This is a genomic window from Microcystis sp. LE19-41.2A (assembly GCF_027530405.1).
GTDB classification, from domain to species: Bacteria; Cyanobacteriota; Cyanobacteriia; order Cyanobacteriales; family Microcystaceae; genus Microcystis; species Microcystis aeruginosa.
On sequence record NZ_JAPZQJ010000646.1, the window covers coordinates 1 to 24879 of the forward strand.

Genomic DNA, 24879 nt, shown 5'->3' on the forward strand with positions numbered 1-24879 from the left:
TGTTCGTCTAACTCTTGATTAATTTGTTTCATTACATGGAATCTATCGGCGACTACCTCGGCCGATGGCATCAATTCTTTCACCAAATTTTTATAGGGCAACCAAAGGTCTATGCTCACTTCTTCAATTTGCTCTAACACCTCTTTTCCCCAGCCTGTAAGCGTTTTCCTCAACTCCTCTTGTGTTCGCTTCTCTAGAATAGCTATTAGTTTTCCCGTATCTAAATTTACTAAAACCGCACAGTAATTTTTTTGTCCTTTGACTAGAACGATTTCATCAATTCCTAGCCTTTTTAATTTCGATAGGTCTGGCTCTGTAATTTCTTCGGCGATGTCCTCTACCATTCTTTGAATCTCTTCTTCCGTTACGTTATTTCTTCGGCTAACATTTAAAATATCTCCTTCTTTTAATTGTTCGAGTATATTCTCGGCTAGTCTTTTCGTATAGGTTCGTTTCTTGGCGACAAAATCTAACTCTTCGCTAAAGGGTCTCTGACAATTACCGCACTTAAATTGACGACGATTAACTTGTAGGTACACTGGTTGTCCTGAGATTGGTAAATCTTTGACTAAATGTCGATGATTTTGGTGGAGTTTATCGCTCTCTAACCCACAACGAGGACAGGTTGCTTTTTGATTTTTCGATTCGACTGGTCAAACTATACCGATATTTTCTAGGTGTCGATAGCCTTGAATACAGGTTCCTTGTAGGTTCAAAAATTTGTCAAGTATCATAAGTAAAATAATCTCGTTTTTGGCTATTATATCAAATCTTAACTCAATTGTCTATCTTTTGGTATTAACCTGTTTGTGCCTTAAGTCCTTCCCTGTATGGATTTCAGCTACTTTTGAGGGTAGGCACTCTCATCGAATTTTATTTTAAGTTAATTATTTGCATAACAATTCCCGAAGAGCCAACATTTTTAATGGCTCCTGGCAAGCAGGTATAATGCCTGAAATTAGAAACCGTTTGTAAATTAATGTAAAAAGCTCGCCAAGTCAAGGTTTTGGCGATTTATAGAGCAAATGAACTAAAAACTCAGGATCTTTGTCAAGTAAGGACTTTGGCGATTTAAATACTTGTTTACAAACAGTTTCTTACTGATACAACCGCAAGATTTGTGGTCGGTGATGATTTCCAACATCCTCAAGCAATCTGAAGCAACCATCTATGGGATCGAGGGTAGGACGTAGAGCCAAAAAAGACAGGCATTGAGCCTGTCTAAAAAACCAAACAAATTACCGATCAGTTGGCCACAAATAGGGAGTTTTTTGCGTCAAATTTCCAAGCAATACCATCGGGATCTCTGATGCGACTCCAATCGGCAAATTCTGTTTCGGATTTATTTTTCTTGTTTCTACCCAAAACGGCCGGGGTAACTCCTAAACGTTTAGCCAAATCCGCCAAACTCATTGATGAGATAGTTTCAGAATCAGAGGTTAGAGATTCTTCCTTAACTTCTGATTCTGATTGGGATAAAGAACTATCAGGACTGTTCAAACTAGGATTAATTATCTCCTCCGGTTCTTGAATTACCGTTTCTTGAACAGCGATCGCTGCGGTATTTTCTTCCTCTTTTTCCTCAAATAATTTACCTAAATTAGTCAGAGGTTGGGAGGAGGAAATAACAGGAACCTCCGGGACGGAATTTTCCCTCTTCTCGGCGACAATCAGGGGGGATTTAGTCTCCTGCGATTGCTCTAAATTGGTCCGAGGGAATCTCGATGCAGTAATCGCAGGAATTTGTTTTTCCCCTATTTGTTCTAAAGAGGGGTCACTCTCATCAAAAATACTACCCAAGGTACTGGCGGTGATAAAGTAATAGGCCATACCCTGATCGCCTACAGCTTTTTTTTGCGCCCCAAATTCCTCAGCTTTTTTGTCTAAAAATTGTCTGGCTAATTTGGCCGTGAGATTGGCTTTTGCCGATAGGTCAATCGGGGTGAGACAACCTTGATTGTCCTGTAAAAGTTGATTGAAATAGGGGTTAATCACCGTCGATAATTTTGACCAGCGATAGTCTTGCCACACCTTGACTGCCAGAGTTAAGAAGAAGACAAGTAGGATCAATGGCCAAGCGGTAAAAACAAGGATGATTAGCACCGCTAGGGGGATGATGAGGACGAGAAACCCCGCCGTTTGACGATCGATAATTTTTCCAGTCATAATTTCATGAGCTGCCACAATTAAAATTCTTAATGGCTAGTTTGACTATCTCCTGCCATAAGTGTATATGACCAGTTTAGGCTTTATTGGTCACGCCGGTTAGTTCTAGTCGTTCAAACATGGCAAATCGTGCCTTCAAGGCCAGAGAATCATCAAGTTTTGTTAAAAAAATCGGTTTTTGATACTTTTGTTCTAAAGCTTTTTTGATTAACCAATCGGCTAAAAAGGGATTTTTGGGTAGTAAGGGACCGTGGGCATAGGTAGCGATCGCATTGTGGTAAAATGCCCCTTCATAACCGTCCTCTCCGTTATTTCCGTAACCGGTAATCACCTTTCCTAAGGGAGAAACGGTTTGTAAATAGGTACGACCCCCGTGATTTTCAAAACCAATTACTAGCGGTTTTTCCCCAGTCATAGCTTTAATTTCCTCCGCTAAGGGGGAGGCAGTAATTTCAAAAACCACGTTACCGATACAGCGTTTTGCATTGGGACCGGGATGTTTACTTACTAGGTCTAATAATCCCAATCCTTCGATTCTTTGACCGAAAGCTGGTTCGTAATAATGTCCTAATAATTGTGGGGAACCACAGGTAAAAACTCCCGGTATTCCTGCTGATAATTGTTCTTTCATCGCCGCCGCTTTTCTCCCCTGTAAATCCCGCATAACGATCTCCTGTTGCCGATCCTGCGCTCCACCCCCAACAATTATATCTACTTGATAAAATGTCTCGGCTTCTGTTTGAGCATCTAGGGGAATAATTGTCACAGGAATATCACGCCATTGACATCTTCTTTGAATAGTAATAACATTACCTCGATCGCCGTAGGTACTCATTAAGGTCGGATATAACCAGCCGATTTTTAGTTCTAGTTCTTGCATAATTTCTTAGGGGAAATGGGGGAATGGGGAAATGGGGAAATGGGGGAATGGGGAAATGGGGGAATGGGGAAGTGGGGAAGTGGGGAAGTGGGGAATTTCAACTAAAACCCTAAAACCCTAACACCCTAAAACCCCCCGCAACGCGCACGCAGTGACCACACCAACACCTAACACCAATCTTCACTCTTTTCTAATTTCTACAAAATCTTTCGGCCCGTGAGAATCTCTCGTACTTCTAACATAGCAGAATAGGTGGGTAAAATATGTAAAGTTTCCTCATTTTTGGTGTTATTAAGGGCAATTTGGAGCGCTTTTTTTAGCTCGGATTCAACAATTAAATTAACGGGATAAGCGAGACTATCCTGACTATATTGTAAGCGTAAAGCCATGTCATAAAGTCGATCGCCCGTTACTACTAAAGTTGTTCCCAAACGGGTTAATTTTTCCGTATCCACATCCCAAATCCAAGAAACATCCGTACCGTCGGGGATGCGATCATTGAGAACTAAGAGAGTAGTAGAAGACTTTTCTTTCTGTAAAATATCAGCCACTGCGCGAATTGTTTCATTCATACCCACGGGATTTTTAGACAGTAAAATCCTAACTTTTTTACCCTCAATTTCTAATTCTTCCGCTCGACCAAAAGCCGCTTTAAAACCCTGAACTGTCTCAAAAATTTCTCGATCTTTAATCCCTAATTCCTGGGCTACTAAACCCGCCGCTAAAGTATTATATTTATTATAAACACCGATTAAAATCTGCGGCCAATCCTGACTATGAAAAGCAGGACTACTCTTTTTAAAGCCGCAACTAGGACAACTAAAATCCCCTAAATGGGAGAGATAAACTCCGCGATAATCCAAAGAAGCGCCACATTTAGGACAGTAAATAGAATCGACAGCGTGGGGAATTTCTTCTAGATATAATTCCGGCTCACTTAAGCCAAAATATACAACTCTTTGGGGCAGTTGTTGACCCAAATGGGAAAGGGTCGGATCATCAGCATTGAGAATCACTAAAGTATCGGTGGGTAGGGGAGATATGGCCCCTTGCCAACGGCGACTAATTGTATCCACTTCCCCATAGCGATCGAGTTGATCGCGAAACAAATTGAGAGCTAAAATAGCGCGAGGACGACAATCTTTTAAAACCAAAGGGAGAATATTTTCATCCACTTCTAAAATGGCATAATCAGCCTTTAAAGTGCCGAATAAATTGGCATCGGCTAATAAAGCAGTGATTAAACCATTAATTAAATTTGCCCCAGTGGTATTATGGGTGACTTTTGCCCCCTGACGCTCTAGAATAGTTCTTAGGAGTAGGGAAGTGGTAGTTTTTCCATTCGTGCCAACCACCAAGATTACCCCCCGTCGGACTTGCCCACAAAGTAGCGGTAACAAACGGGGATGGAGACGACGGGCAATTTCCCCCGGCAAGACGCTGGCAGCCCCTAAACGGAGTCCTTTAACCACAGCAGTAACGGTTTTAGCCACCGCTACGGCTATCCCTAAACGGATGCGATCAAACAATTGCATTAACTGAGATTCTCATAGCTGTTTCGTGATTTTACCCCTAAAAGAAGACCGGTAAACGGGGTAAGTTCCCTAATTCCTCTCGCAGTTGAGGTAAATCTCAGTTCATTCTGGCGTTTTTTCTCCCCTAACAAGTTTTTTAATTGTAGTTATTATCGGAAATTTTCTGCGTAATTCACTATAAGTAATTGTTGATTTTTCCTGAATCATAAACAGGAAAGCTTCTTGTGTAGAATTGTATTTTTGAGGATAGCGAGGACTGCTAGGGTGAATGGCAATTAAATTATAAAAATAAGAACCTTGGTTAAGAGAATGAAGGCGACGTAGATCGCTAGTGAGAAAAGGCGCAGGAGCGAAATAACGAAAGAAATGGTAGCCAATTTCTGCTAAAAATTCTTGCAATTGCTCGATTTTAAATCCATATTTTTCGTAATGGGGTAAACAAACTTCAATATATAAAATGGGGTGATACTGTTTTAAGGTCTTCCTGGCTCCCTGAAGAACTTTAATCTCCATTCCTTCCACATCTATCTTAATAAAATTACATTGTTTCAGATGCAAATTATTTTCTATCCAAAAATCTAAGGTTGTGGAAGTAAATAGTTCTCCCTCGACCTCTGATGATTCAATAAAGCGGGTAGCTCCCATGTTTTTAGGGGCTTTTTTTATAGAAAAATTTTTTTGAGTATCACTAATAACATCAGTTTGTACTTGTACTAAATGTGAAACATTATTCAATCGCAGGTTTTCCAAGAGAATTTGATGAGTTTCTGGACAAGGCTCAAAGGCAAATACTCGGCCTTGAGGGGATGATAAACGGGCTGCCAAAGTTGAAAAAGTGCCAATATTGGCACCAATATCAAAGCAAACATCCCCCGGATGAATCATTTTATCGTCGATTCCGGGATAAGCACTCGCCAAATCTCGCAGATTTTCCAATAAATTAGATGTCTTCGGGTCGAGACAATAAAATTTACCTTCAGGTGTATTAACCAGCTTTAAATTATCATTCATAAACTCAGCCTTGAAATATTTGAAAACATCATATTACGCTTCGAGAATTTTGTCAATATTTAAAGCCAATAGATTTCCAGAAAATGTAGCATCTGAGTTAAGTTTTAGCCCCTTGATTACAGGGAAGTATTCTTACAGCGGTTATCCTAATAGTAGAATACGAAATTTTCCTTTTGGGGAGTAAGCAGACCAGAGCGCGGAGACGATGCCAAATATAGGTTACACTTCACCTTTAGGAGAAAAGCTTAATCAAAGTGATTGCCACTGCCATCAAATACAAAAAGCCTTTATCTGCCCCAGGGGTTCGTCTTTGAAAAAGACAGCCTATAATTGTAGGTAAGTTTGGCGCCGATTCTACCGCACACGACATTTTAGGGCTAGAGCTTATGGGTTTATTGACAAGATTGGGGATTTCACTGGGATTACTCGCCCTAGGTGGTACTGTGGGTGTGCTAGGAAATCAGTATTTAAGCAGAAAAGAGCCGCTAGAGGTAAATAAACCGCAGGCAATCCTCCCCGCTTCCCTCTCTCTCCCTGTTATTCCCCAAACCGACGGCAATGTTAATTTTATCGCCCAGGCCGTGCAGAAAGTCGGGCCGGCGGTGGTGCGGATTGACTCGGCCCGGGAAGTGGCCGACCAAATTCCCGAAGAATTTAAACAGCCCTTTTTTCGGCGCTTTTTTGGTAATGAAGTGCCGATTCCCAAGGAGCATTTAGAACGAGGAACCGGTTCTGGGTTTATAATCAGTACAGATGGACTACTTTTAACTAATGCCCATGTGGTGGAAGGGACAACCCAAGTAAAAGTGACTTTGAAAAACGGTCAAACTCATCAAGGTAAAGTCCTGGGGGTTGACAATATGACCGATGTGGCCCTGGTGAAAATCGAGGCGAAAAATTTACCGACGGTGACTTTTGGCAAGGCCGAAACTTTAATCCCCGGGGAGTGGGCGATCGCTATTGGCAATCCCCTAGGCTTAGATAATACGGTGACAGTGGGCATTATTAGCGCCCTAGGACGCACTAGCAGCGAAGTGGGGGTTCCAGATAAACGGGTTCGTTTTATCCAAACCGATGCCGCTATTAACCCCGGCAATTCCGGCGGCCCGTTGCTAAACGCCAAGGGGGAAGTTATCGGTATTAATACGGCAATTCGGGCCGATGCCCAGGGTTTAGGGTTTGCTATTCCCATCGAAACCGCCCAAAAAGTGGCGGGACAGCTATCTAGCAAGGGTAAAGCGGAACATCCCTACATCGGTATCCACATGGTGACGCTAAACCCAGAATTACGGCAGCAATTGAACGAAACTAAAGAATTAAACTTTAATATTGACCAAAATGAAGGGGTAATCGTCCTGCGAGTGGTGGAAAATTCCCCCGCTCAAAAAGCCGGAATGCAAGCGGGTGATATCATCGAAACTGTGGCAGGAAACCCCGTTAAAACCGCTTCGGATGTGCAGCAAGGTGTAGAAACCAGTGCGATCGGTGGTAATCTGGAAATCGAGATTAACCGCAGGGGTAAACAACAAACTCTCACCGTTCAACCGGGGGTTTTTCCTAGCAAAACTAGCGAGTGAACTACTTTCAACCGGTCAAGGGGCGACCCCTTACCCTAAACTGGGAGGAGAGAAAATAGCAGCGGAGCGATCGAAATTGAGGCAGCGGTTACAATTAAAACTATCAATTGGGCGCGGGGCTGCCCTTCTAATCGGTTTGCTGGGATTAACGGCCTGTCAACCGCCTGATCCGCCGACAATTTCGCCGACAGAATCGCCTAAAATTGAGGAAACTGGCCGCTTAATTCTCAATAATGCCACCTTAGAACAGGCTAACCCCTCCGGACAACCCCTCTGGAAAATTCAAGTCAAAAAAGCTACCTACACCCAAGACCAAAAAATCGCCCGTCTGGAAAATATCAAAGGTAATATCTATCAAGATGGGAAAGTGGTTTTACAGGTTAGTGCTGACCGCGGTGAAGTTTACAAGGAAGGCCAGGAAATTCTCCTCAAAGATAATATTGTGGCTGTGGATCCCCGCAATAAGGCCATTATTAACGCGCCGGAATTGCGTTGGCTACCCAAGGAGGGTGTTTTAATCTCCCCCAAAGGGATCAAAGGTAGTCATCTACAACTAGAAGCTAAGGCGCGCCAAGGACGCTACGACACGCGCCAAGAAAAACTAGAATTACAAGGTCAAGTGGTGGCTACCGCCAAGGAATCCCGTGTTGTCCTGCAAACCGAGCGCCTGTACTGGGAAATTCCTCAACAAGTCATTAGTACCGATCAAAAAGTCGCTTTTGATCGCTATATTAGTAAAACTATTATCGATCGCCTTACTGCTATCGGCGGTCGTTGGGAAAGAAAAAATAATCAGGTTATCCTGCAAGAAAACCTCGAATATCGCTCTTTAGAACCACCTTTACAGATTTCTGGTTCTCAGGCAATTTGGAACTATCAAAATCGTACCCTAACTTCCGATCGCCCCACGGAAATTTTTCAATATCAAGATCAAATCACTATTACTGGTAATCGTGTGGTGGTGGAATTAGGCAATCGTATCGCTTATCTCAAGGATGGGGTTAAGGGAATTAATCAGAAAACTGGGGCGCAATTGTATAGTCAGATCTTAACTTGGAAAATGTCGGAAAAAATTGTCGAGGCCGAGGGGAATATTATCTATGAACAACAGGAACCAAAATTTAATCTCACTGGCGATAAAGCGATCGGAACTTTAGAAGATAATAACATTGTTGTTAGTAGTAGCTCCCCCGATCGAGTTGTCACCGAGATTTATCCCCGTTAACAGGGAAAATTAGCCAAAAAAAACTCTCCCCAAAAAAGGGAGAGAGGGGGGGGAAATATTTAGGGTTTGCTGAAAAAGTTTTTCGTGGGGACAGGGTGTGGGGTGTGGGGTGTGGGGTGTGGGGTTCACCCCAATGGTCGGCACTTTTTGAGGGAAAAAAAGTTTAAAAACCTTATCCAACAAGGTTTTTAGATTTATTCAGCAAACCCTATTTAAAACCTTACCATTTGAGCAGGTTAAACTGTTCCATATCGATCGTGTCGCGGTTACGATAGATAGTCAGGATAATCGCTAAACCCACGGCTGCCTCGGCTGCCGCTACGGTAATCACGAAAATAGTAAAAATTTGGCCTCGGATATTAGCGGGGTCAAGATAGTTGGAAAAACCCATTAAGTTAATGTTAACGGAATTGAGCATCAATTCGATCGACATTAAAACCCGGACGGCATTGCGACTGGTGACTAAACCATAAATTCCGATACAAAATAAAGCCGCCGCTAATAACAAATAATACTCTAACTGAATCTGCATGATACCTCTTTCTTTGGTCTTATTTAGGGGCGGTTAATTCTCTAGGTCGTTCGGGTAATGTTAAGGCTGTGGCCGTAGGTTCTTCAGCTTTCAGGGTGGGGATAAGGTCACGACGAGCTAAAATAATTGCTCCGACCATGGCCATTAATAATAGCACGGAAGCTAATTCAAAGGGTAGCAAGAAATCACTAAAGAAATGCTTACCGATTTCTACTAAAGTATTAGTCACTACTGCGGGAGAAGTGCTAGAAATTGACCAAGGCGTGATTAAAACCATGGTCGATAACAGGACAAATAAACCCACACAAACTAAAGCAGTAGATGCCCGACGAATCCAACGTTTAGGAATATCAGAAAAGTCCTCTTGCTTGTTAACAAGCATAATGGCAAAGAGAATTAAAACGTTAATTGCGCCCACATAAATTAGAATTTGTGCCGCCGCTACAAAATCAGCATTTAGTAAGAGATATAAACCGGAAATGCTGATAAAAACACCACCCAATAAAAAGGCGGAATAAACGATATTAGATAATAGTACCACGCCTAAAGCTGTCCCGATTACCAGGGCTGCTAAAATGCCAAAAGATACTATTTGAACGCCCTCGGCTAAATTCACAGTAGTTTCATCTCCTTTTATGCTTGAGAGTTATTAATTATTAGTTATCAGTGAGGGATTGGGTGATGGGGTGGTCACTGCGTGCGCGTTGCGGGGGGGATTGGGGAGAAAAAGCTGTCTCGGAGCCCCCTAACTGCTAATTAATCGGTAATTTCTTCTGGACGTTTACCGGCGCGTTGACTACCGGCGGGTAAATCGTGGGGTTCGATGACACCTTTAGGCAGATAACCTAATTCCCTCAGAGGTGTCACCATCGGATCTTGGGTGACTTTGTAGGGTAAACGGCCTAGGGCGACGTTATCATAGTTTAATTCATGACGATCATAGGTCGCTAGTTCGTATTCTTCGGTCATCGACAAACAATTAGTCGGACAGTATTCCACACAATTGCCGCAGAAAATACAGACCCCAAAATCGATACTGTAGTGTTTGAGTTCTTTCTTTTTAATTTCCTTGTTAAAAGTCCAATCCACTACTGGTAAATTAATCGGACAAACTCGCACACAAACTTCACAGGCGATACATTTATCGAACTCAAAGTGAATTCTACCCCGATAACGTTCCGAGGGAATTAACTTTTCGTAGGGATACTGGACGGTAATCGGACGACGACGCATATGATCAAAGGTAACGGATAAACCTTCGCCGATGTATTTCGCCGCTTGAATGCTACCTTTGGCGTAATCGCTGACTTGTTTGAGAATGTTAAACATGATGGTCAGAGTTATAGTAGGTTAACAGGGCAAAAAAGGAAATTAACCGCCAAAAGCAAAGGGAAAAGCTAGTTTTAGGGCGGCGGTAAGTAGTAAGTTAACTAAAGATACTGGTAGGAGGAATTTCCAGCCTAAATCGAGTAATTGGTCAATGCGAACCCGGGGTACGGTCCAACGCAAGAGAATAGCGATGAAGATGAGAAAATAGGCTTTTAATACTGTCATCGTAATCCCTAGGGAAGCGGTGATAATTTGTAGCCAGGGATTGGTTTCACTCACTCCCAACCAGCCGGCCAAAGCATTGACGGGGATAGGAAATTCCCAACCGCCAAGATAGAGGACGGCGAAAACTAGGGCCGACAGCACGAGGTTAACGTAGGAACCCACATAAAAGAGAGCGAATTTCATCCCCGCGTATTCGGTTTGATAACCGGCGACTAATTCCTCCTCCGCTTCCGGTAAATCGAAAGGCAGACGTTCACACTCAGCTAAAGCGGCAATCCAGAAAATCAGAAACCCCACCGGTTGGCGCCAGATATTCCAGCCTAAAATGCCATAACCGGATTGTTGTTCGACAATATCAATGGTACTGAGACTATTAGACATCATCGCGATCGCTAATACCGATAAAGCCAAAGGAATTTCATAACTAATCGATTGCGCCGCCGCCCGCAGGCCTCCCAGCAAGGAATACTTATTATTCGAGGCATAACCCGCCATTAATAAGCCAATGGGGGCAATACTGGACAAGGAAATCCATAAAAAGATACCTACGTTTAGGTCAGTAATCACCAGATTTTGACCGAAGGGGACGATGAGATAGGAGACAAACACCGGCATCACCACCAAAATCGGCCCGAAGAGGAATAACCAAGGGTCAGCCTTAGCGGGGACGACATCTTCTTTAAAGACTAATTTCAGACCGTCGGCGACCGGTTGTAAAACGCCCAAGGGGCCTGCGTATTCCGGCCCGATACGCTGTTGGACGGCGGCGGAAATTTTTCTTTCTAACCAGACGCAGACTAAAACCCCCACCGTGGCGGCTATAATCATCAGGAACATGGGTAAAGGCATCCAAATCGCTTTAGCCAGTCCTCCACTTAATCCCAGGTCTGTTAGGGATTTAATGAAACTTTCTTGTAAATCTATGCCTTGATTCATATTTGGCGATCGCTGTACTGTCGATAGTTCGGCATGGTCTGAAGATTTTTAAGCAAATCTTATAGCCTAGTATACAGTTAGTCGGTCTGAGGGTTATCAGTAAAGTGACAAAGGCTTCAACTCATTAGCAGCCAAGAGAGTCAAGCAATCTTGATTCCCCCGCCGAGAATAGGTATTAGTCAATAGTTAGACTCTGAATCTATCAATGTTCCCAGCTGTTTCTTAGCGCCGACAACCTCAGCTAGTGACCAATTATTCACAGGAAAAAAATCTAGATAACTTACCGTTTAGGCAGTTAAAGCAGCTCTCCAGTCCCTTGTGCGATAAGTTTTACCGACTGTTAAAACCCAGTTATCGAGCGTTTCTGGCCACTCCCCGCTATTTAGGGTAGGCTGAAAAAATCTAAAAACCTTGTTGGGTAAGACTTTTAGACTTTTTGTCAATCAAAAAGTACCAGGCATGGGAGTGATCAGGGGGAAAATTCCGGGACTTTTTCCCTGAAAATTAGGTAATTGGCCACCTCAAAACTGGTAAAACCCCACACCCCACACCCCACACCCCACACCCTGCCACCAGGAAAAACTTTTTGCCGCAAACCCTATTTATTATGATAAGCCGCCTGTAGATCCCGAATCGAAAACAAAGCTTGAAACTTTATTCCCTGAGATTGGTAAAATTCCGCCCCTCCTTGCTCTCTATCCACCAAAGCAATGATTAAATCTACTTGATAACCGGCATCGCGTAATCTTTCTACCGCTACCATGGCACTTTTGCCCGTTGTCACCACGTCTTCGAGGACAACCACCGCGGCACCCGGGTTTAAAATCGGCCCCTCGATATAAGCCATGGTTCCGTGACCTTTTGCCTCTTTGCGGACAATTAAAGCTGGAATCGGACGATTTTCGTAGGCAGATACCACAATAACGGCGCTGACAATCGGATCCGCCCCTAGGGTTAATCCTGCCACCGCTTGGGTATCTGGAGGCAGTAGCGACAGCAATAAACGCCCCACGGCTAAAGCTCCCTCAGCAGTGAGGGTAACTTGTTTGCCGTTGATATAGTAGCTGCTTTTTTGTCCTGAAGACAGGGTGAAATCCCCCTCTCCATAGGCAAGACGGACAAGAGCATCGAGGAGAAATTGACGCAGGGAAGCAGTATCGAGATTCGCTACCGAGGAATTAGCCATATTTTCAGGATTGGGAGCCTGACTGACTCCAAAATTTCGGTTACAATTAAGCCAAAAGTCATTATATATTGACTCGATCGCTAGTATTGATTTCTTTCTCATCCCATTGACGCGATTTTTTAATTAACCCTATCCCTGTGAGGAGATTTTTAGCCATGCGCGCTCAATTTTTACTTCCTTCCCTGTTTTGTTTAACCGGTTTAGTCTGGTTGAGTTCGCCTATTGCGATCGCCCAACGTTCCCCCGCCACCACTCCGGCACCGGTAAAAACCCAACAATTGCAACTTGTCCCCTCTCCCGATACGGCGGTGGGATTTAATAATATCCCCGGTTTGTTTAACCGCGCTGTTAATAACAATACGGGTCGTTTCTACGACTACACCAGCATTTTAGGACAGTTCAACTCTCGGGAGGGTTGGCGTACTTTTATGCAAGGTTCCTATTTCGATAATATGATTACCCGGGATGCGAAATTGGTCGAAACTTTATACTATGATGTCATGCAACAGCAACAGTCTGGCCCCTTAATTCGCACCCAAGATTTACCCAATCCCTTCGATACTTCCCTACAGGAAAATCCCAGTTATTTAAGTCCTGGCGGCTTTTAATTCGCCAATTCAACTCGGAATTGGCGAACAATGTAATGGGTCGAGAATCTTCTTTGAAGGTTCCCGAACTGCGGCGAGATGCCTTTTTAAGTTCGATCGAAGCTCCTTGAGAAGCTAAACTCTCACCCATTTGGCAATATCAAGGGTTTTGTCATAACGATAGCTCATGCCATCATTGGCAACAATTATTTGACCTCGACTGGCTTTATTTTTGATGGTACTTAAGCTATAGTTGGTCAGTTTTTGCATTTCTTGATGGGTAAAATTGTCTTGATTGTTAATTTCAGAGACAATTTCTATCGTTTCATCAACGGTTTTGGCATTGTTAGAATGAGTTGCAATCGCTGCTGATGGATGATAGTCTTCCATCCTCATTAAGCGCCAAGTAGAATCCTCGGAAAGTTCCAAAACCTTTTGATGGTAGTTAAACAAACTTTCTCGATGTCCGACACTAATAAAGGTCTTTCCAGTTTGTTGTAACTGTTTATATAAATGATCTTCATTTTTTAAATCTAAAGCACTGGTGGCTTCATCTAAAATCACAAAATCTGGCTGATTAACGAATAGTCGCGCAAAGGCTAGACGTTGTTGTTCTCCTAAGGATAAAATATTTTCCCAATCCACTTCCTCATCAAAATTTTTGATGCGATTAAGAACATCTTGCAGGTTAACTTCTTGTAAGATTTCTTTTAATTGGGATTCACTCATCTCCGTTGTCGTTTGAGGATAAATTAGCTGTTCACGCAAGTTTCCTAAAATGATATAAGGACGTTGGGGTAAAAATAATAAATCGTCGAGGGGAGGTCGCACCAAATGACCTGTCCCTGTATTCCATAACCCAGAAATAGCGCGTAAAAGAGAACTTTTTCCTCGACCACTTGGCCCAACAATTAATAAACCTTTCCCTGGTTCAACGGATAGGGATAAATGTTCGACAATCACTTTAGCGGCATCGGGAGTTTGTAAGGTGACATCCTCAAAAGCTAGATTGTTATTTTCAATGACTTTAATGGTATTAACTGGGGTTTTTTGTTTGCTTACACCCTCTAAAGCTTGGTAAAACTCTTCTAAACGTTCAATATAATTAATAAACTCACCGGAGCGTCCAAATTCATCCACTAACACGGATAAGGCTGTGGAAAAGAAATAGCAACAATAGCTGGCTTGGTTAACTTGTCCAAACTCAATTTCACCACTAATATATAATGGGGAAACAATTAAGAAGGGGAAGATTTGAACAATGGATTGATAGCCTCGGTTAAAAAATTCCTGGGTTCTTTCCCAATTAATTCTTTCAATCATGATTTTAATCACCTGATTGAACTTTCTTTGAATAATATTTAACTCTTTTTCTTCCCCTCTAAAAAATGCAATTGATTCAGCGTGAGTCCGAACATGAGTAATGGCGTATTTATAGGTTCCTTCGATTTCTAATTGTTGTTTATTGACTTTATTTAGTTGTTGAGTAATATAGGTGGCAAGAATATTTCCAATAATCGTATAAACCAGAAGCACAATAGAAATGGTTTTAGAAATTGACCAAAGGATGACAATAAAAACCAGCATCTCCATAACTTTTTCAACACAGGTTGTTAAAAAGTCCATCGTTGTTCTGGCAATGGGTTGAATTTCTTGGGATAAACGTTGATCTGGATTTTCAATATCCCCTTTAAAATTAATTTGATAATAAGCACGATTTTTAAAATATTTTTGCAAGATACTACTATTGATCCATTGATACCAATCCAGCGCAATTAGTTTTTTAAGAAACCTAGACAATCCTGTGAAAAACGTCATACTGCCTAGAGTAATCCCATAAATAATGACAAAATGAGTTAATTTTTCTGCATCCCTAGCTTCTGTGACGCTAATTAAGTCTCTAAAAACAAAACTATTAAACGCATTAAGACCTACTACTCCCACTAATAATAAAAACAATAAAACGAGCATTCCCCAGGAACGAATAATCTGCGAAAAAGCTCTATCCTGGTGTTCTTTAGGATACCAATAAACTTGAATAAATCTTAAAAATTCTTGAAGAGATTGATTGAAAGTTCGGGTATCTTCTTTGAGATTTATAGTATCTGAGGCTTTTTCTGCAACATTCATAGAATTCTTCTCGCACTAAAATGGGGGACATTAGAACTTTTAATGTCTATCTATTGAGTTAGACACTAATTCAGCATACCATAAAAATCTGCATTATTATCACAAATTCTATTACTACTATTTTCTAGATTTTTTACATATCAGTAATCAATATTAACCTATTGTTTAGGCATTGGAGCAGATTCATAATCGTTTGATAATTTTGGCAGGATTACCAGCAACAACAGTAAAAGGTTCTACATCTTGTGTCACCACCGAACCTGCTCCAATAATTGCTCCTTTCCCAATCGTAACCCTTTTAAGAATCGCAACATTAAATCCAATCCAAACATGATCTTCTATCACCACTGGTGCAGATTTTATATCAAGATATTTAGCATCCTTAATCAGATTATTTAAAATGACGACTTCCACAAATTATTTCTGTCTTAAAACATAATTTAATGAATGAGCATCGGTATCATAAATATTGACATCATCGGCAATTATAACTTCATTGCCAATTTTGATAGAATTTGCTGATCTAATTCCAGTTTTCTCACCAATATAACAATTTTTACCGATTTCTATTTTTCCATCATGGGTAAATAAAAACAATTCACCTAATATTATGGTATTTTCTCCGATAGTAATTAAACTTTTATCTACCCTATAATTTTCACACTTTCCGATAAATTTTACGGAACTGTGAACCGTGGCATTTTCGGAAAGTTGTTTACGTTTTTCGATTCGTTCTTGTTCTTCTAAGAATTTTGAAATTAATAAACATAATTTATGTTTTAAGTTAAACATAACATTTCCCTCTTAGAATTGATGCTCTGGATATTTTGAATCTGGGTATGAGATAAGCTGTGCAATTCAGCTTATGGAGTGTGATGAAATCGATCATTTATTGTGTTAAAAACCCAATTTTAGTAAAATATTCAAAATAAGTTTTTAACAATCTGTCATCAATTTTTGGAAAATTAAAGGCTGTACCCTTTAACCCCATTACCGTATTTTGAGCATCAAACTGGGGGGGATAACCTGCGGATAAATTTTCATCTGAAAAATTATCTAACACCGGAGATAAAGCATTATCTGTATTAATTTTACATTGTTCTGTTAAATGTGATCGCCATTTTTCAAAAGAAACCAACTGCAACGGATAACCCATTTCCCGAACACAATCAAATAAGTCACGATTTAAGGTTGGGTGAGAATTCAACAAATGAAATGCTTTCCCTAAAGAGCTTTCTTGACTGGCTAAATGTATAATTGCACCACTCACATAATCCACAGGAGTGAGGTCTTCTGTACTATCGCCAAAATCAGGAATCATTCCTAATTGAATACAGCCTTTAATCATACGACAAAACAAATCTTCTCTATTACAAATTCCGGTTTTGCTATGTCCAATAATTCGAGACGCTCTGAAAATTGTCATCGGAAGTCCCCGTTTTCCAGCTTCCATGATTAATTTTTCAGCAACCCATTTACTTTGAGTATAACCAGCATTGAGTCCATGATTTATACCTAGAAGATCAGATTCTTGAATTAAGTTTCCTTGAGCATAACTGGGGGAAAAAATAGAAATCGTTGAGACAAAATGAACAGGTTTAGTTTTAATTAAGCACGCTAATCTCAAGATTTCTGCTGTTCCTAAAACATTAGTGGGTTTCAGTATTGAATAGGGATAAATGGCATTAACCCAAGCTCCATTATGATAAATCACATCAATTTGATTCCCTAAGTCCAGAAAATCTGGTTCACACATTCCTAAACGCTTTTGGGATAAATCACCAATAACAGGAATAATACGAGAGCTTTTCTGTTCATCCCATAATTGAAAGATTTTTAATTTCTGGTAAATTTTCGCTTGAGCTTGTTCTAAACTTTTGTCTCGAATTAAACAATGAATATTAGCTTCTGTTTTGTCTAATAATTCAGCTAATAAATGAATTCCGAGAAAACCCGTAGCTCCTGTTAGCAAAATATCAGCAGGTTTTTGAGGAAAGGGAGCCACAAGATTCGGCGGTTGAATGGAGGGATCTAAGGTAATTTCGACTTGCCAATCTGGGATTTGATCGCTCTCAATTTCATCAGATAAATTCAAGTCTAAATTAGAGGATAATCCTGCTACCGTCGGTTCTGAAAAAAGATAGTTTAAAGGAATATTAATAGCTAATTGTTCTCGCAGTCGAGAAATCACTTGGGCAGCTTTTAAAGAATGACCACCTAAGTCAAAGAAATTATCGAAAATACTAATTTGCTTTAACCCTAAAACATCTTGCCAAATCTCAGCAACAATTTTTTCCGTAGCTGTTCGGGGTGTAATCATCGTTTTTTGCTCCTGAATTTCGGTGGGTGCGGGTAAAGCGTTACGATCAATTTTCCCACTACTCATTAAGGGCAATTCTTGAAGCTGTACAAAGAAAGCTGGAATCATATAATCTGGTAATTTCTGTTTGAGAAAACTTCGCAATTTTGCAGGATCAATGGATGGAGATTTTGGCACAATATAAGCCACTAATTGTTTATTATTTTTTTGATCTTCTCGAACAATTACCGCCGTCACTCGGACATCTGGGTATTCAGTTAATACGGCTTCAATTTCGCCAATTTCAATACGAAACCCTCGAATTTTGACTTGATTATCAATGCGTCCTAAAAACTCTATATTTCCATCGGGTAAATAACGAGCTAAATCTCCAGTTTTATAGAAACGTTGATATTCTGATGAATTAAAAGCATGAGTAATAAACTTTTCACGGGTTAAATCATCGCGATTGAGATAACCTTTAGCCAAACCTAAACCTCCAATTAACAGTTCTCCCGGTATTCCAATGGGGACTTGTTGACAATAGCGATCACAAATATAAACCTGTGTATTTGTAATCGGTTTACCAATAGCAACAGAATGAATTTGAGCAATTTTATGACTCAAATTGGGATTAAAAACCGTGGTAGTTATCGTCGCTTCTGTCGGACCATAAGCATTCAGCCAAGTGATATCTTCTCGTTGACTATTTGATAGTATTTTTTGCCATAATATTAATCGCTCTGGTAATACTTCTTCACTTCCTGTAATCACTAAGCGTAGGGTTTCAGGTAAAGTTATTAAAGTTTGAGATAAATCTAATACCCATTCATGCCAATAAGTAGCAGGAAGATTAATTACCGTTAAACGATTGTGCTGAATAAATTGAGTAAAATCGGCTAAAGAAGGGAATATTAATGCAGGACGCATGACTAAAGTTGCACCCGTTAAAAAGGTTGGATAAATTTCTTCAGCAGCTACATCAAAGGTAAAAGAAGCAAATTGTAAAATTCGGTCACGACTTGTTAAATCATAGGCTTTAATGATTCCTAAGCTATGATTAACTAAACTTTGATGTTCAATCATAACCCCTTTAGGAGTGCCTGTTGAACCAGAGGTATAAATAATATAAGCTAAATTATTTGGCTGAATAGGGTTAACTAAATTGTTTTGGCTTTGACTAACAATTAAGTTTTCTTCATTATCCAGACAAACCACTTCTGCTTGATGATCACGGAATAAATTAACCAAGGTATTTTGAGTGATTAATACCGAGACTTGAGCATCATTTAAGATATAGTTTAAACGCTCTTGGGGATAATTGGGAGCTAGAACAAGATAAGCAGCACCCATTTTAAGAATTGCCAAAAAACTGATAATAATAGATACAGATTGTTCTAAACAAATACCCACTAATGATTCAACTTTAACCCCCTTAGATTGGAGATAATGAGCTAATTGATTGGCACGATAATTTAAGTCTTGATAGGTGACTTTTTCCTTGCCCCATTCTATGGCAATATCATTCGGCGTTTTTAAAACTTGATGTTCAAATAATTCATGAATACAAACCTTTGGATTTTCAGCAATATTAGTCTGATTCCATTGAGCTAATAACTTTTGTTCTGATAACGGTAAAATTGGTAATAATTCAATTGATTGTTCAGGATTAACGGCAATTCCTTCTAATAAAGTTTTAAAGTGGGTAATCATGCGCTCAATTGTGTTTTGATTAAACAACGCGCAATTATAATCAAACGATCCAACTAAACCCTCAGTCGTTTCTTGCATGGCTAAGGTTAAATCAAATTGAGCAATTAAAGCATTCATCGTGACGGGAGTTAATTTTAAATCCGCCATCGAAAAATGATTAATGTGCAGCATATCTTCCCAAGAAAACATCACTTGGAATAAAGGACTATAACTTATGTTTCGTTGAGGATTTACCGCTTCTACCACCTTCTCTAAGGGTAAATCTTGGTGTTCATAAGCTTCTAAAACTACTTGTTTGACTTGATTTAATAAAGCTTTAAACGAGAGATTTTCTTTAAACTGAGTGCGAATGGGTAAGGTATTAATAAAGCAACCAATTAAGGGTTCAATTTCAGGAAACTGTCGATTTCCACTGGGAATTCCAATCACAATATCTTCTTGACTGCTATAACGATATAATAAAATATTAAAAGCCGTTAACAGCGTCATATTTAAGGTAGCGGTTGACGTTTGGCTAATATTTTTCAGGTGTTGGCTTAATTCTGGACTTAGTTTAAATGTACAATTATTGCCTTTAAACGTTTGTATGGGAGGACGAGGATGATCAGTGGGAATTTCCAATAAGGGTGGAATTCCCGTTAATTTTTGTTGCCAATAATTAACTTCCTGGGTGAGTTTATCTCCTTGTAACTTTTGTCTTTGCCAAACGGCAAAATCACCATATTGAATAGGCAAATCGGGTAAAGGATTAGATTGTTTTTGTAAAAAAGCTTGATATAAACTAGAAAGTTCTTCGAGTAAAACTTTCATTGACCAGCCATCAAAAATAGAATGGTGTAAACTCAAAAATAAAAGATAAGAATTAGCTTTTATTTTAACCAAAAAAGTCCGCATTAAGGGAGCTTGGGTTAAGTCAAAGGGAGTATAAATTTCTTGTTCGGTTAATCGCTCTAATTCTTGGGTTTGTTCCGCAGAAGATAAAGACTGTAAATCCAGCAAGGTAAAATTTAAATGAATTTTCGGGTTAATAATTTGTCGGGGAATTTCGTCAACTTCTTGAAAACAAGTTCGCAACAATTCATGACGTTGCATAATAGTTTCCAAAGCTTTTCTAAAGATTTCAATATCTAAATTGCCTTCAATTTGAAAGCGAAACGGCATATTATAGGTATAGCCTTGAGCTTCTAATTGGTACAAAAACCAAAGTCGTTCTTGAGAAAAAGAAAGCGGTACAAATTGAGACGGATTTCTAGTCGGTATTGTATTCGTTTTTACACCGATTCCTTTTTTTTGTAGTAACAGCTTGAGTAATTTTTGTTGGTCTTGAGAATTATGGTTCATTTTTGACATGAGTTAATAGGATTTATTTAATTTAGTGATTTTAGGTTGGTTTCATGGATACAAATCAACCTAAAAATTGTTTAATTATTGATGCTAAATAGCGGTATAACCTCCATCTACCATTAAAATTGTTCCAGTTACATAAGAGGAAGCTTCAGACGCTAAAAACACGACAGGGCCAATTAACTCTTCTAAATCTCCGGTTCGTTTCATGGGAATTCTAGTATATAATTCGTCCATTTCATCCGAAGTTGAACGTAAACCTTCTGTTCCTTCCATCATATTATTCATATAGCCCGGTGCAAAAGCATTGACTCGAATTTTGTGACTAGCTAATTCTACCGCTAGGGATTTTACTAATTGATTGACACCACCTTTTGCGGCGCTATATGCTCCTGAAGATTTGGGAACAGCAACGAAAGCACAGATAGAAGAATTCATAATAATTGAACCTGCTGTTCCTTGTTTGATCATTTGTTTGGTTGCGAGTTGAGCGCAATTAAAATAACCTTTTAAGTCAACATTAATAACCTGATCCCATTCAAATTCTTCTAATTCATCAGTGTTTTTGAGAATTTCAACTCCTGCATTACAGACCATAATATCGAGTTGACCATAATGAGCAACCGCCTGGTTAATTAAATTCTGACAAGCTTGACGTTGACGAACATCGGTCTCAATTGCGATGGCTTCGCCTCCTGCTTCTTGAATCAGTTGAACCGTTTGTTCAGCACCAACTTGATTAATATCACCAATTACCACCTTAGCTCCAGCTTGTGCTAATCCTTGGGCTAATACCCGACCAATTCCTCGGGCAGCACCCGTGATAATTGCAACTTTACCTGTTAAATCAAAGAGATGATTTGTCATTTTTTTCCTTCAGTTTAAATCAATGTCCATTATATAAAGTTTAATTCATTTAGGTTCAGCTTTGAGATAATAAAGCTTGAACTTCTTCTGGTGAAAGTTTGGAAATTTCTTGAACTGTTACGGCAATTTCATTCAGTAAACCTTCATGCCCCACTAATTCAATCATGACTTGAGTTAATTGGCTGATAGTTGAGTGATTAAAAAGTTGACGCACAGAAATTTCAATTTCTAAGGTTTGACGGATTTTACTAATCAGTTGAATCGCTTTTAAAGAATGCCCACCTAACAGAAAGAAATCGTCTTCAATCCCAACTCGTTCTACTTCTAAAATTTCTGCCCAAATTTCTGCTAAAACTTCTTCAATTGCAGTTCGAGGAGCGACATAATTTTGAGTTAACGATAAGGGGTTTTTATCGGGTATTGGTAAGACTTTTCGATCAACTTTACCGTTAGGACTGAGTTGAAAAGATTCCATCACCACAAAAGCAGAGGGAATCATATAATCGGGTAGCCAGTTTTCAAGGAAATGACGTAATTCAACTTGGTTTACGGTTTCACCTGGACGGGGAATAAAATAAGCGGCTAAATATTTTTCTCTGGCGGTTTCTCCCTGAACTGTAGCAATGGCTTGGGCAATTTGAGGATGTTGATTTAAAATAGTTTCTACTTCCCCTAATTCAATTCTATAACCTCTAACTTTGACCACATCATCAATTCTTCCTAAATATTCAATGTCTCCATTGGGTAAATAACGAGCTAAATCTCCAGTTTTATACAGCAATGAATTATCGCTAAAGGGATTAGGAATAAATTTTTCTTTGGTTAATTGGGGATTGTTGAAATAACCCCGCGCTAAACCGCCACCCGCAACATATAACTCGCCAGTGACTCCGATGGGTACAGGTTGAAGATGAGAATTTAAAATATAAACTTGCACATTAATCGCGGGTTTACCAATGGGAATATACTTCGGCCAAAGCTCAGGATTAGGGTCAAAGGTATAACTGGTAACGATATCCGCTTCTGTGGGTCCATAAAAATTGTAAAGCGTACAATGTTCGAGTTTCTTGAATGCAGAAATCATCGCTGGGGTAATTTGTAATTGCTCTCCAGCTGAAATAATTTCACGCAAGTTAGCAAATAAGTAGGTTTCCTCACTATAGGTTTCAATTAATTGTTGTAACAAAGTAACGGGCAAAATCGCTTTATGAATGGGGTTATTTGCCAATAATTGACTTATTTTAGCAAGGTCTAAGCGGGCATCTTCTGGAACAATAAATAAGCTTCCCCCTAAACACCAGGCTGCAAACATTTCGTGATAGCTAACATCGAAATTGAAGGGAGCAAATTGTAAGAAATTTCTCTCCGGTGACATTTTCGCCTGATGATGCTCAATAATATTGGTTAAGGATTGATGCAGGATCATAATCCCTTTTGGCACACCCGTAGAGCCTGAACTATAAATAATATAGGCCAAATCCTTTAAACTCACGGGGTTGTCAAGATTAGTCTTGGGTTCTAAGGCAATTTCTGACCCTTGTTCATCCAATAAAATCCGTTGAGAAATGGTTTCACTGTTTAAAAGAGATTGACAATCTTTTTGGGTTAATAAGGTTTTGATTTGGGTGTCTTGCAGGATGTAAGAAAGTCTTTCTTGAGGATAGGTTGGGTCTAGAGGAACACAAACACCGCCTACTTTTAACACTGCTAAAACGGCAATTACCATATTAACAGACCGTTCTAAACAAATCCCGACCAAAGATTGAGAACTCACCCCAATTTTTCGTAAATAATGAGCCAGTTGATTGGCAGACTCATTGAGTTCTTGATAGGTTAATTCTTGCTCTTGAAAAACAACGGCGATGGCTGAAGGGGTTTTGAGGGTTTGTTGTTCAAATAATTCATGAACGCACTGTTTTAGGAGTTTTTCGGGTGCAGTTTGATTCCATTCAATTAATAATAATTGACGTTCAGCTTCCGTTAATACAGGTAAGTCTTGAATCCGACGATGGGGATTAATAGCGATTCCTTCTAATAAGGTTTTAAAATGACCTAATATCCTTTCAATGGTGTCATTTTCAAATCGTTCTTGAGGATAAATAATTTTAATACTTAAGGCTTCTCCAGGGGTGACAATAACCGTTAAGGGATAATCAGCATTGCCATAATCTTGCATTTCACCGACTTGTAAACCGCCTAAATTCTGACTATCATTGTCGCTAAAGGGTAAATTTTCAAAGACAACAAAACTTTCAAAAACTGAATGAGGGGACGGAATTTCACTCCATTTTTGAATATCAATTAAAGAACTATAACTATATTGCTCTCGTTCTAAATGCTCTTGTTGTAATTGTTGAAACCAAGTTAATAATTCAAGTTGAGGCTCAATTTTGATGCGAACGGGTAAGGTATTTAAAAACATCCCTACCATCGATTCAATTCCTGTAAAATTGGGCGGTCGTCCCGAAACGGTTGCCCCAAATACAATATCAGATTCACTACTATAATGATGTAATAATAAAGCCCAAGCTCCTTGAATTAGGGTAGAAAGAGTAAGGCGATATTCTTGGGCGAGTAATTTCAGACGACTGGTAATTTCTGGAGAAAGTTTTGATTTTTGATGAAGATAATTTTTACTTTGAGTAACAAGAGGATTTAACGGTTTATCAACGACTAATGGAGTTGGAGAGGTAAAACCTTGAAGATTTTGTCGCCAAAATCGTTCGGCTTCAGTTTGATCTTGCTGTTGTACCCAATTAATATAGTCTTGGTAAGGGCGGGGTGTCGGTAAATTGACGGGTCGATGGTTGATGAGTCCAGCGTAAAACTCGAAAACTTCTTTCAACAGAATTGCTGTTGCCCAACCATCTAATAAAATATGATGTCCAGTATGGATAAATTCATATTTTTGATCTTCGACTTGAATTAAATGACATCGAAGTAAGGGGACTTTATCTAATTCAAAATATTGCTCTTTATCAGAGATTAATAATTCCTGAAATTTAGTTTCTTGTTCGGCGAGAGAATGCGCTCGCCAATCATAATTAAACCAAGGTAAGGTGACATTTTTTCTAACCACTTGTAAAGGCTGTTTGGTTTTTTTCCAAGCAAAACAAGTCCGTAAAATACTATGTCTATCTACTACTTTTTGCCAAGCTTGTTGGAATGCATTAATATCTAAATTACCTTGCAAGGTGATTTGAATTTGTGATAAATAGGTCTTTGATTCTGGATTATATAAAGAATGAAACAGCATCCCCTGCTGCATGGGAGAAAGGGGATAAATGGATTCAATATCTTTTTTACTAACCTTAGATTTTTGAGGTGTTACCATTGT

17 protein-coding genes and 2 pseudogenes are annotated in these 24879 nt (G+C 39.6%); 3 read left to right on the top strand and 16 right to left on the bottom strand.

The genetic code is table 11. From position 1 onward, the window contains the following. The 5 genes and pseudogenes from O9290_RS26470 to O9290_RS26490 form a co-directional block, all read right to left on the bottom strand. A pseudogene (locus O9290_RS26470) lies at nt 1-734 on the bottom strand (ISL3 family transposase); the annotation flags it as partial. A gap of 511 nt (nt 735-1245) precedes the next feature. After that, a complete protein-coding gene (locus O9290_RS26475; protein WP_353852172.1) occupies nt 1246-2166 on the bottom strand; it encodes a hypothetical protein in 921 nt (306 codons plus the stop codon). Nucleotides 2167-2242: 76 nt separating this feature from the next. Beyond that, nucleotides 2243-3046 (bottom strand): type 1 glutamine amidotransferase, encoded by an 804-nt coding sequence (locus O9290_RS26480; RefSeq protein WP_288059319.1) that lies wholly within the window; start codon nt 3044-3046, stop codon nt 2243-2245. A 197-nt stretch (nt 3047-3243) separates the two neighbouring features. Further along, entirely contained in the window at nt 3244-4581 is a 1338-nt protein-coding gene (locus O9290_RS26485; protein WP_288059321.1) for a Mur ligase family protein, read from the bottom strand. 102 nt (nt 4582-4683) lie between these two features. After that, nucleotides 4684-5592, bottom strand: coding sequence for an FkbM family methyltransferase (locus tag O9290_RS26490; protein ID WP_002762107.1), 909 nt, complete (start codon nt 5590-5592; stop codon nt 4684-4686). 386 nt (nt 5593-5978) lie between these two features. Between O9290_RS26490 and O9290_RS26495 the strand changes: the two genes are divergently transcribed. Continuing rightward, nucleotides 5979-7169, top strand: a complete 1191-nt coding sequence (locus O9290_RS26495) for an HhoA/HhoB/HtrA family serine endopeptidase (protein ID WP_288059323.1) — start codon at nt 5979-5981, stop codon at nt 7167-7169. Nucleotides 7170-7245: 76 nt separating this feature from the next. After that, nucleotides 7246-8394 (top strand): LPS export ABC transporter periplasmic protein LptC, encoded by a 1149-nt coding sequence (gene lptC, locus O9290_RS26500; protein ID WP_002762103.1) that lies wholly within the window; start codon nt 7246-7248, stop codon nt 8392-8394. A gap of 9 nt (nt 8395-8403) precedes the next feature. On the opposite strand, the gene O9290_RS26505 is transcribed toward lptC, so the two are convergent. From O9290_RS26505 to pyrE, 6 genes are all read right to left on the bottom strand, one after another. Further along, nucleotides 8404-8538 (bottom strand): hypothetical protein, encoded by a 135-nt coding sequence (locus O9290_RS26505; protein ID WP_288059325.1) that lies wholly within the window; start codon nt 8536-8538, stop codon nt 8404-8406. 76 nt (nt 8539-8614) lie between these two features. Beyond that, nucleotides 8615-8920: an NADH-quinone oxidoreductase subunit NuoK gene (nuoK, locus tag O9290_RS26510; RefSeq protein ID WP_197533180.1), complete on the bottom strand. Its 306-nt coding sequence runs from the start codon at nt 8918-8920 to the stop codon at nt 8615-8617. A 25-nt stretch (nt 8921-8945) separates the two neighbouring features. Further along, nucleotides 8946-9542 carry an NADH-quinone oxidoreductase subunit J gene (locus O9290_RS26515; RefSeq protein WP_002762100.1) on the bottom strand — a complete coding sequence of 199 codons (597 nt, stop codon included), beginning with the start codon at nt 9540-9542 and terminating at the stop codon, nt 8946-8948. A 140-nt stretch (nt 9543-9682) separates the two neighbouring features. Then, nucleotides 9683-10255, bottom strand: a complete 573-nt coding sequence (gene ndhI / locus O9290_RS26520) for an NAD(P)H-quinone oxidoreductase subunit I (RefSeq protein ID WP_002733194.1) — start codon at nt 10253-10255, stop codon at nt 9683-9685. Between the two features lie 42 nt (nt 10256-10297). Continuing rightward, nucleotides 10298-11416, bottom strand: a complete 1119-nt coding sequence (gene nuoH, locus O9290_RS26525) for an NADH-quinone oxidoreductase subunit NuoH (RefSeq protein WP_002762098.1) — start codon at nt 11414-11416, stop codon at nt 10298-10300. Between the two features lie 598 nt (nt 11417-12014). After that, entirely contained in the window at nt 12015-12704 is a 690-nt protein-coding gene (gene pyrE / locus O9290_RS26530) for an orotate phosphoribosyltransferase (RefSeq protein WP_002762097.1), read from the bottom strand. A gap of 53 nt (nt 12705-12757) precedes the next feature. On the opposite strand from pyrE, the gene O9290_RS26535 reads away from it, so the two are divergent. Next, the gene (locus tag O9290_RS26535; RefSeq protein WP_002796351.1) at nt 12758-13210 is read left to right on the top strand and encodes a hypothetical protein; all 453 of its coding nucleotides are present in this window, start codon (nt 12758-12760) and stop codon (nt 13208-13210) included. Nucleotides 13211-13324: 114 nt separating this feature from the next. Here O9290_RS26535 and O9290_RS26540 read toward each other — a convergent pair whose 3' ends face one another. The 5 genes and pseudogenes from O9290_RS26540 to O9290_RS26565 all read right to left on the bottom strand — a co-directional run bounded on the left by O9290_RS26540 (nt 13325) and on the right by O9290_RS26565 (nt 24876). Next, a complete protein-coding gene (locus O9290_RS26540; protein WP_288055342.1) occupies nt 13325-15319 on the bottom strand; it encodes an ABC transporter ATP-binding protein/permease in 1995 nt (664 codons plus the stop codon). A gap of 183 nt (nt 15320-15502) precedes the next feature. Then, nucleotides 15503-16111 (bottom strand): annotated as a pseudogene (locus tag O9290_RS28655) (acyltransferase). A 97-nt stretch (nt 16112-16208) separates the two neighbouring features. After that, a complete protein-coding gene (locus O9290_RS26555; RefSeq protein WP_353852171.1) occupies nt 16209-20681 on the bottom strand; it encodes a non-ribosomal peptide synthetase family protein in 4473 nt (1490 codons plus the stop codon). Between the two features lie 84 nt (nt 20682-20765). Continuing rightward, nucleotides 20766-21542: an SDR family NAD(P)-dependent oxidoreductase gene (locus tag O9290_RS26560; protein ID WP_002762089.1), complete on the bottom strand. Its 777-nt coding sequence runs from the start codon at nt 21540-21542 to the stop codon at nt 20766-20768. A 55-nt stretch (nt 21543-21597) separates the two neighbouring features. Next, nucleotides 21598-24876: a non-ribosomal peptide synthetase gene (locus O9290_RS26565; RefSeq protein WP_288058631.1), complete on the bottom strand. Its 3279-nt coding sequence runs from the start codon at nt 24874-24876 to the stop codon at nt 21598-21600. Nucleotides 24877-24879: the final 3 nt, after the last annotated feature.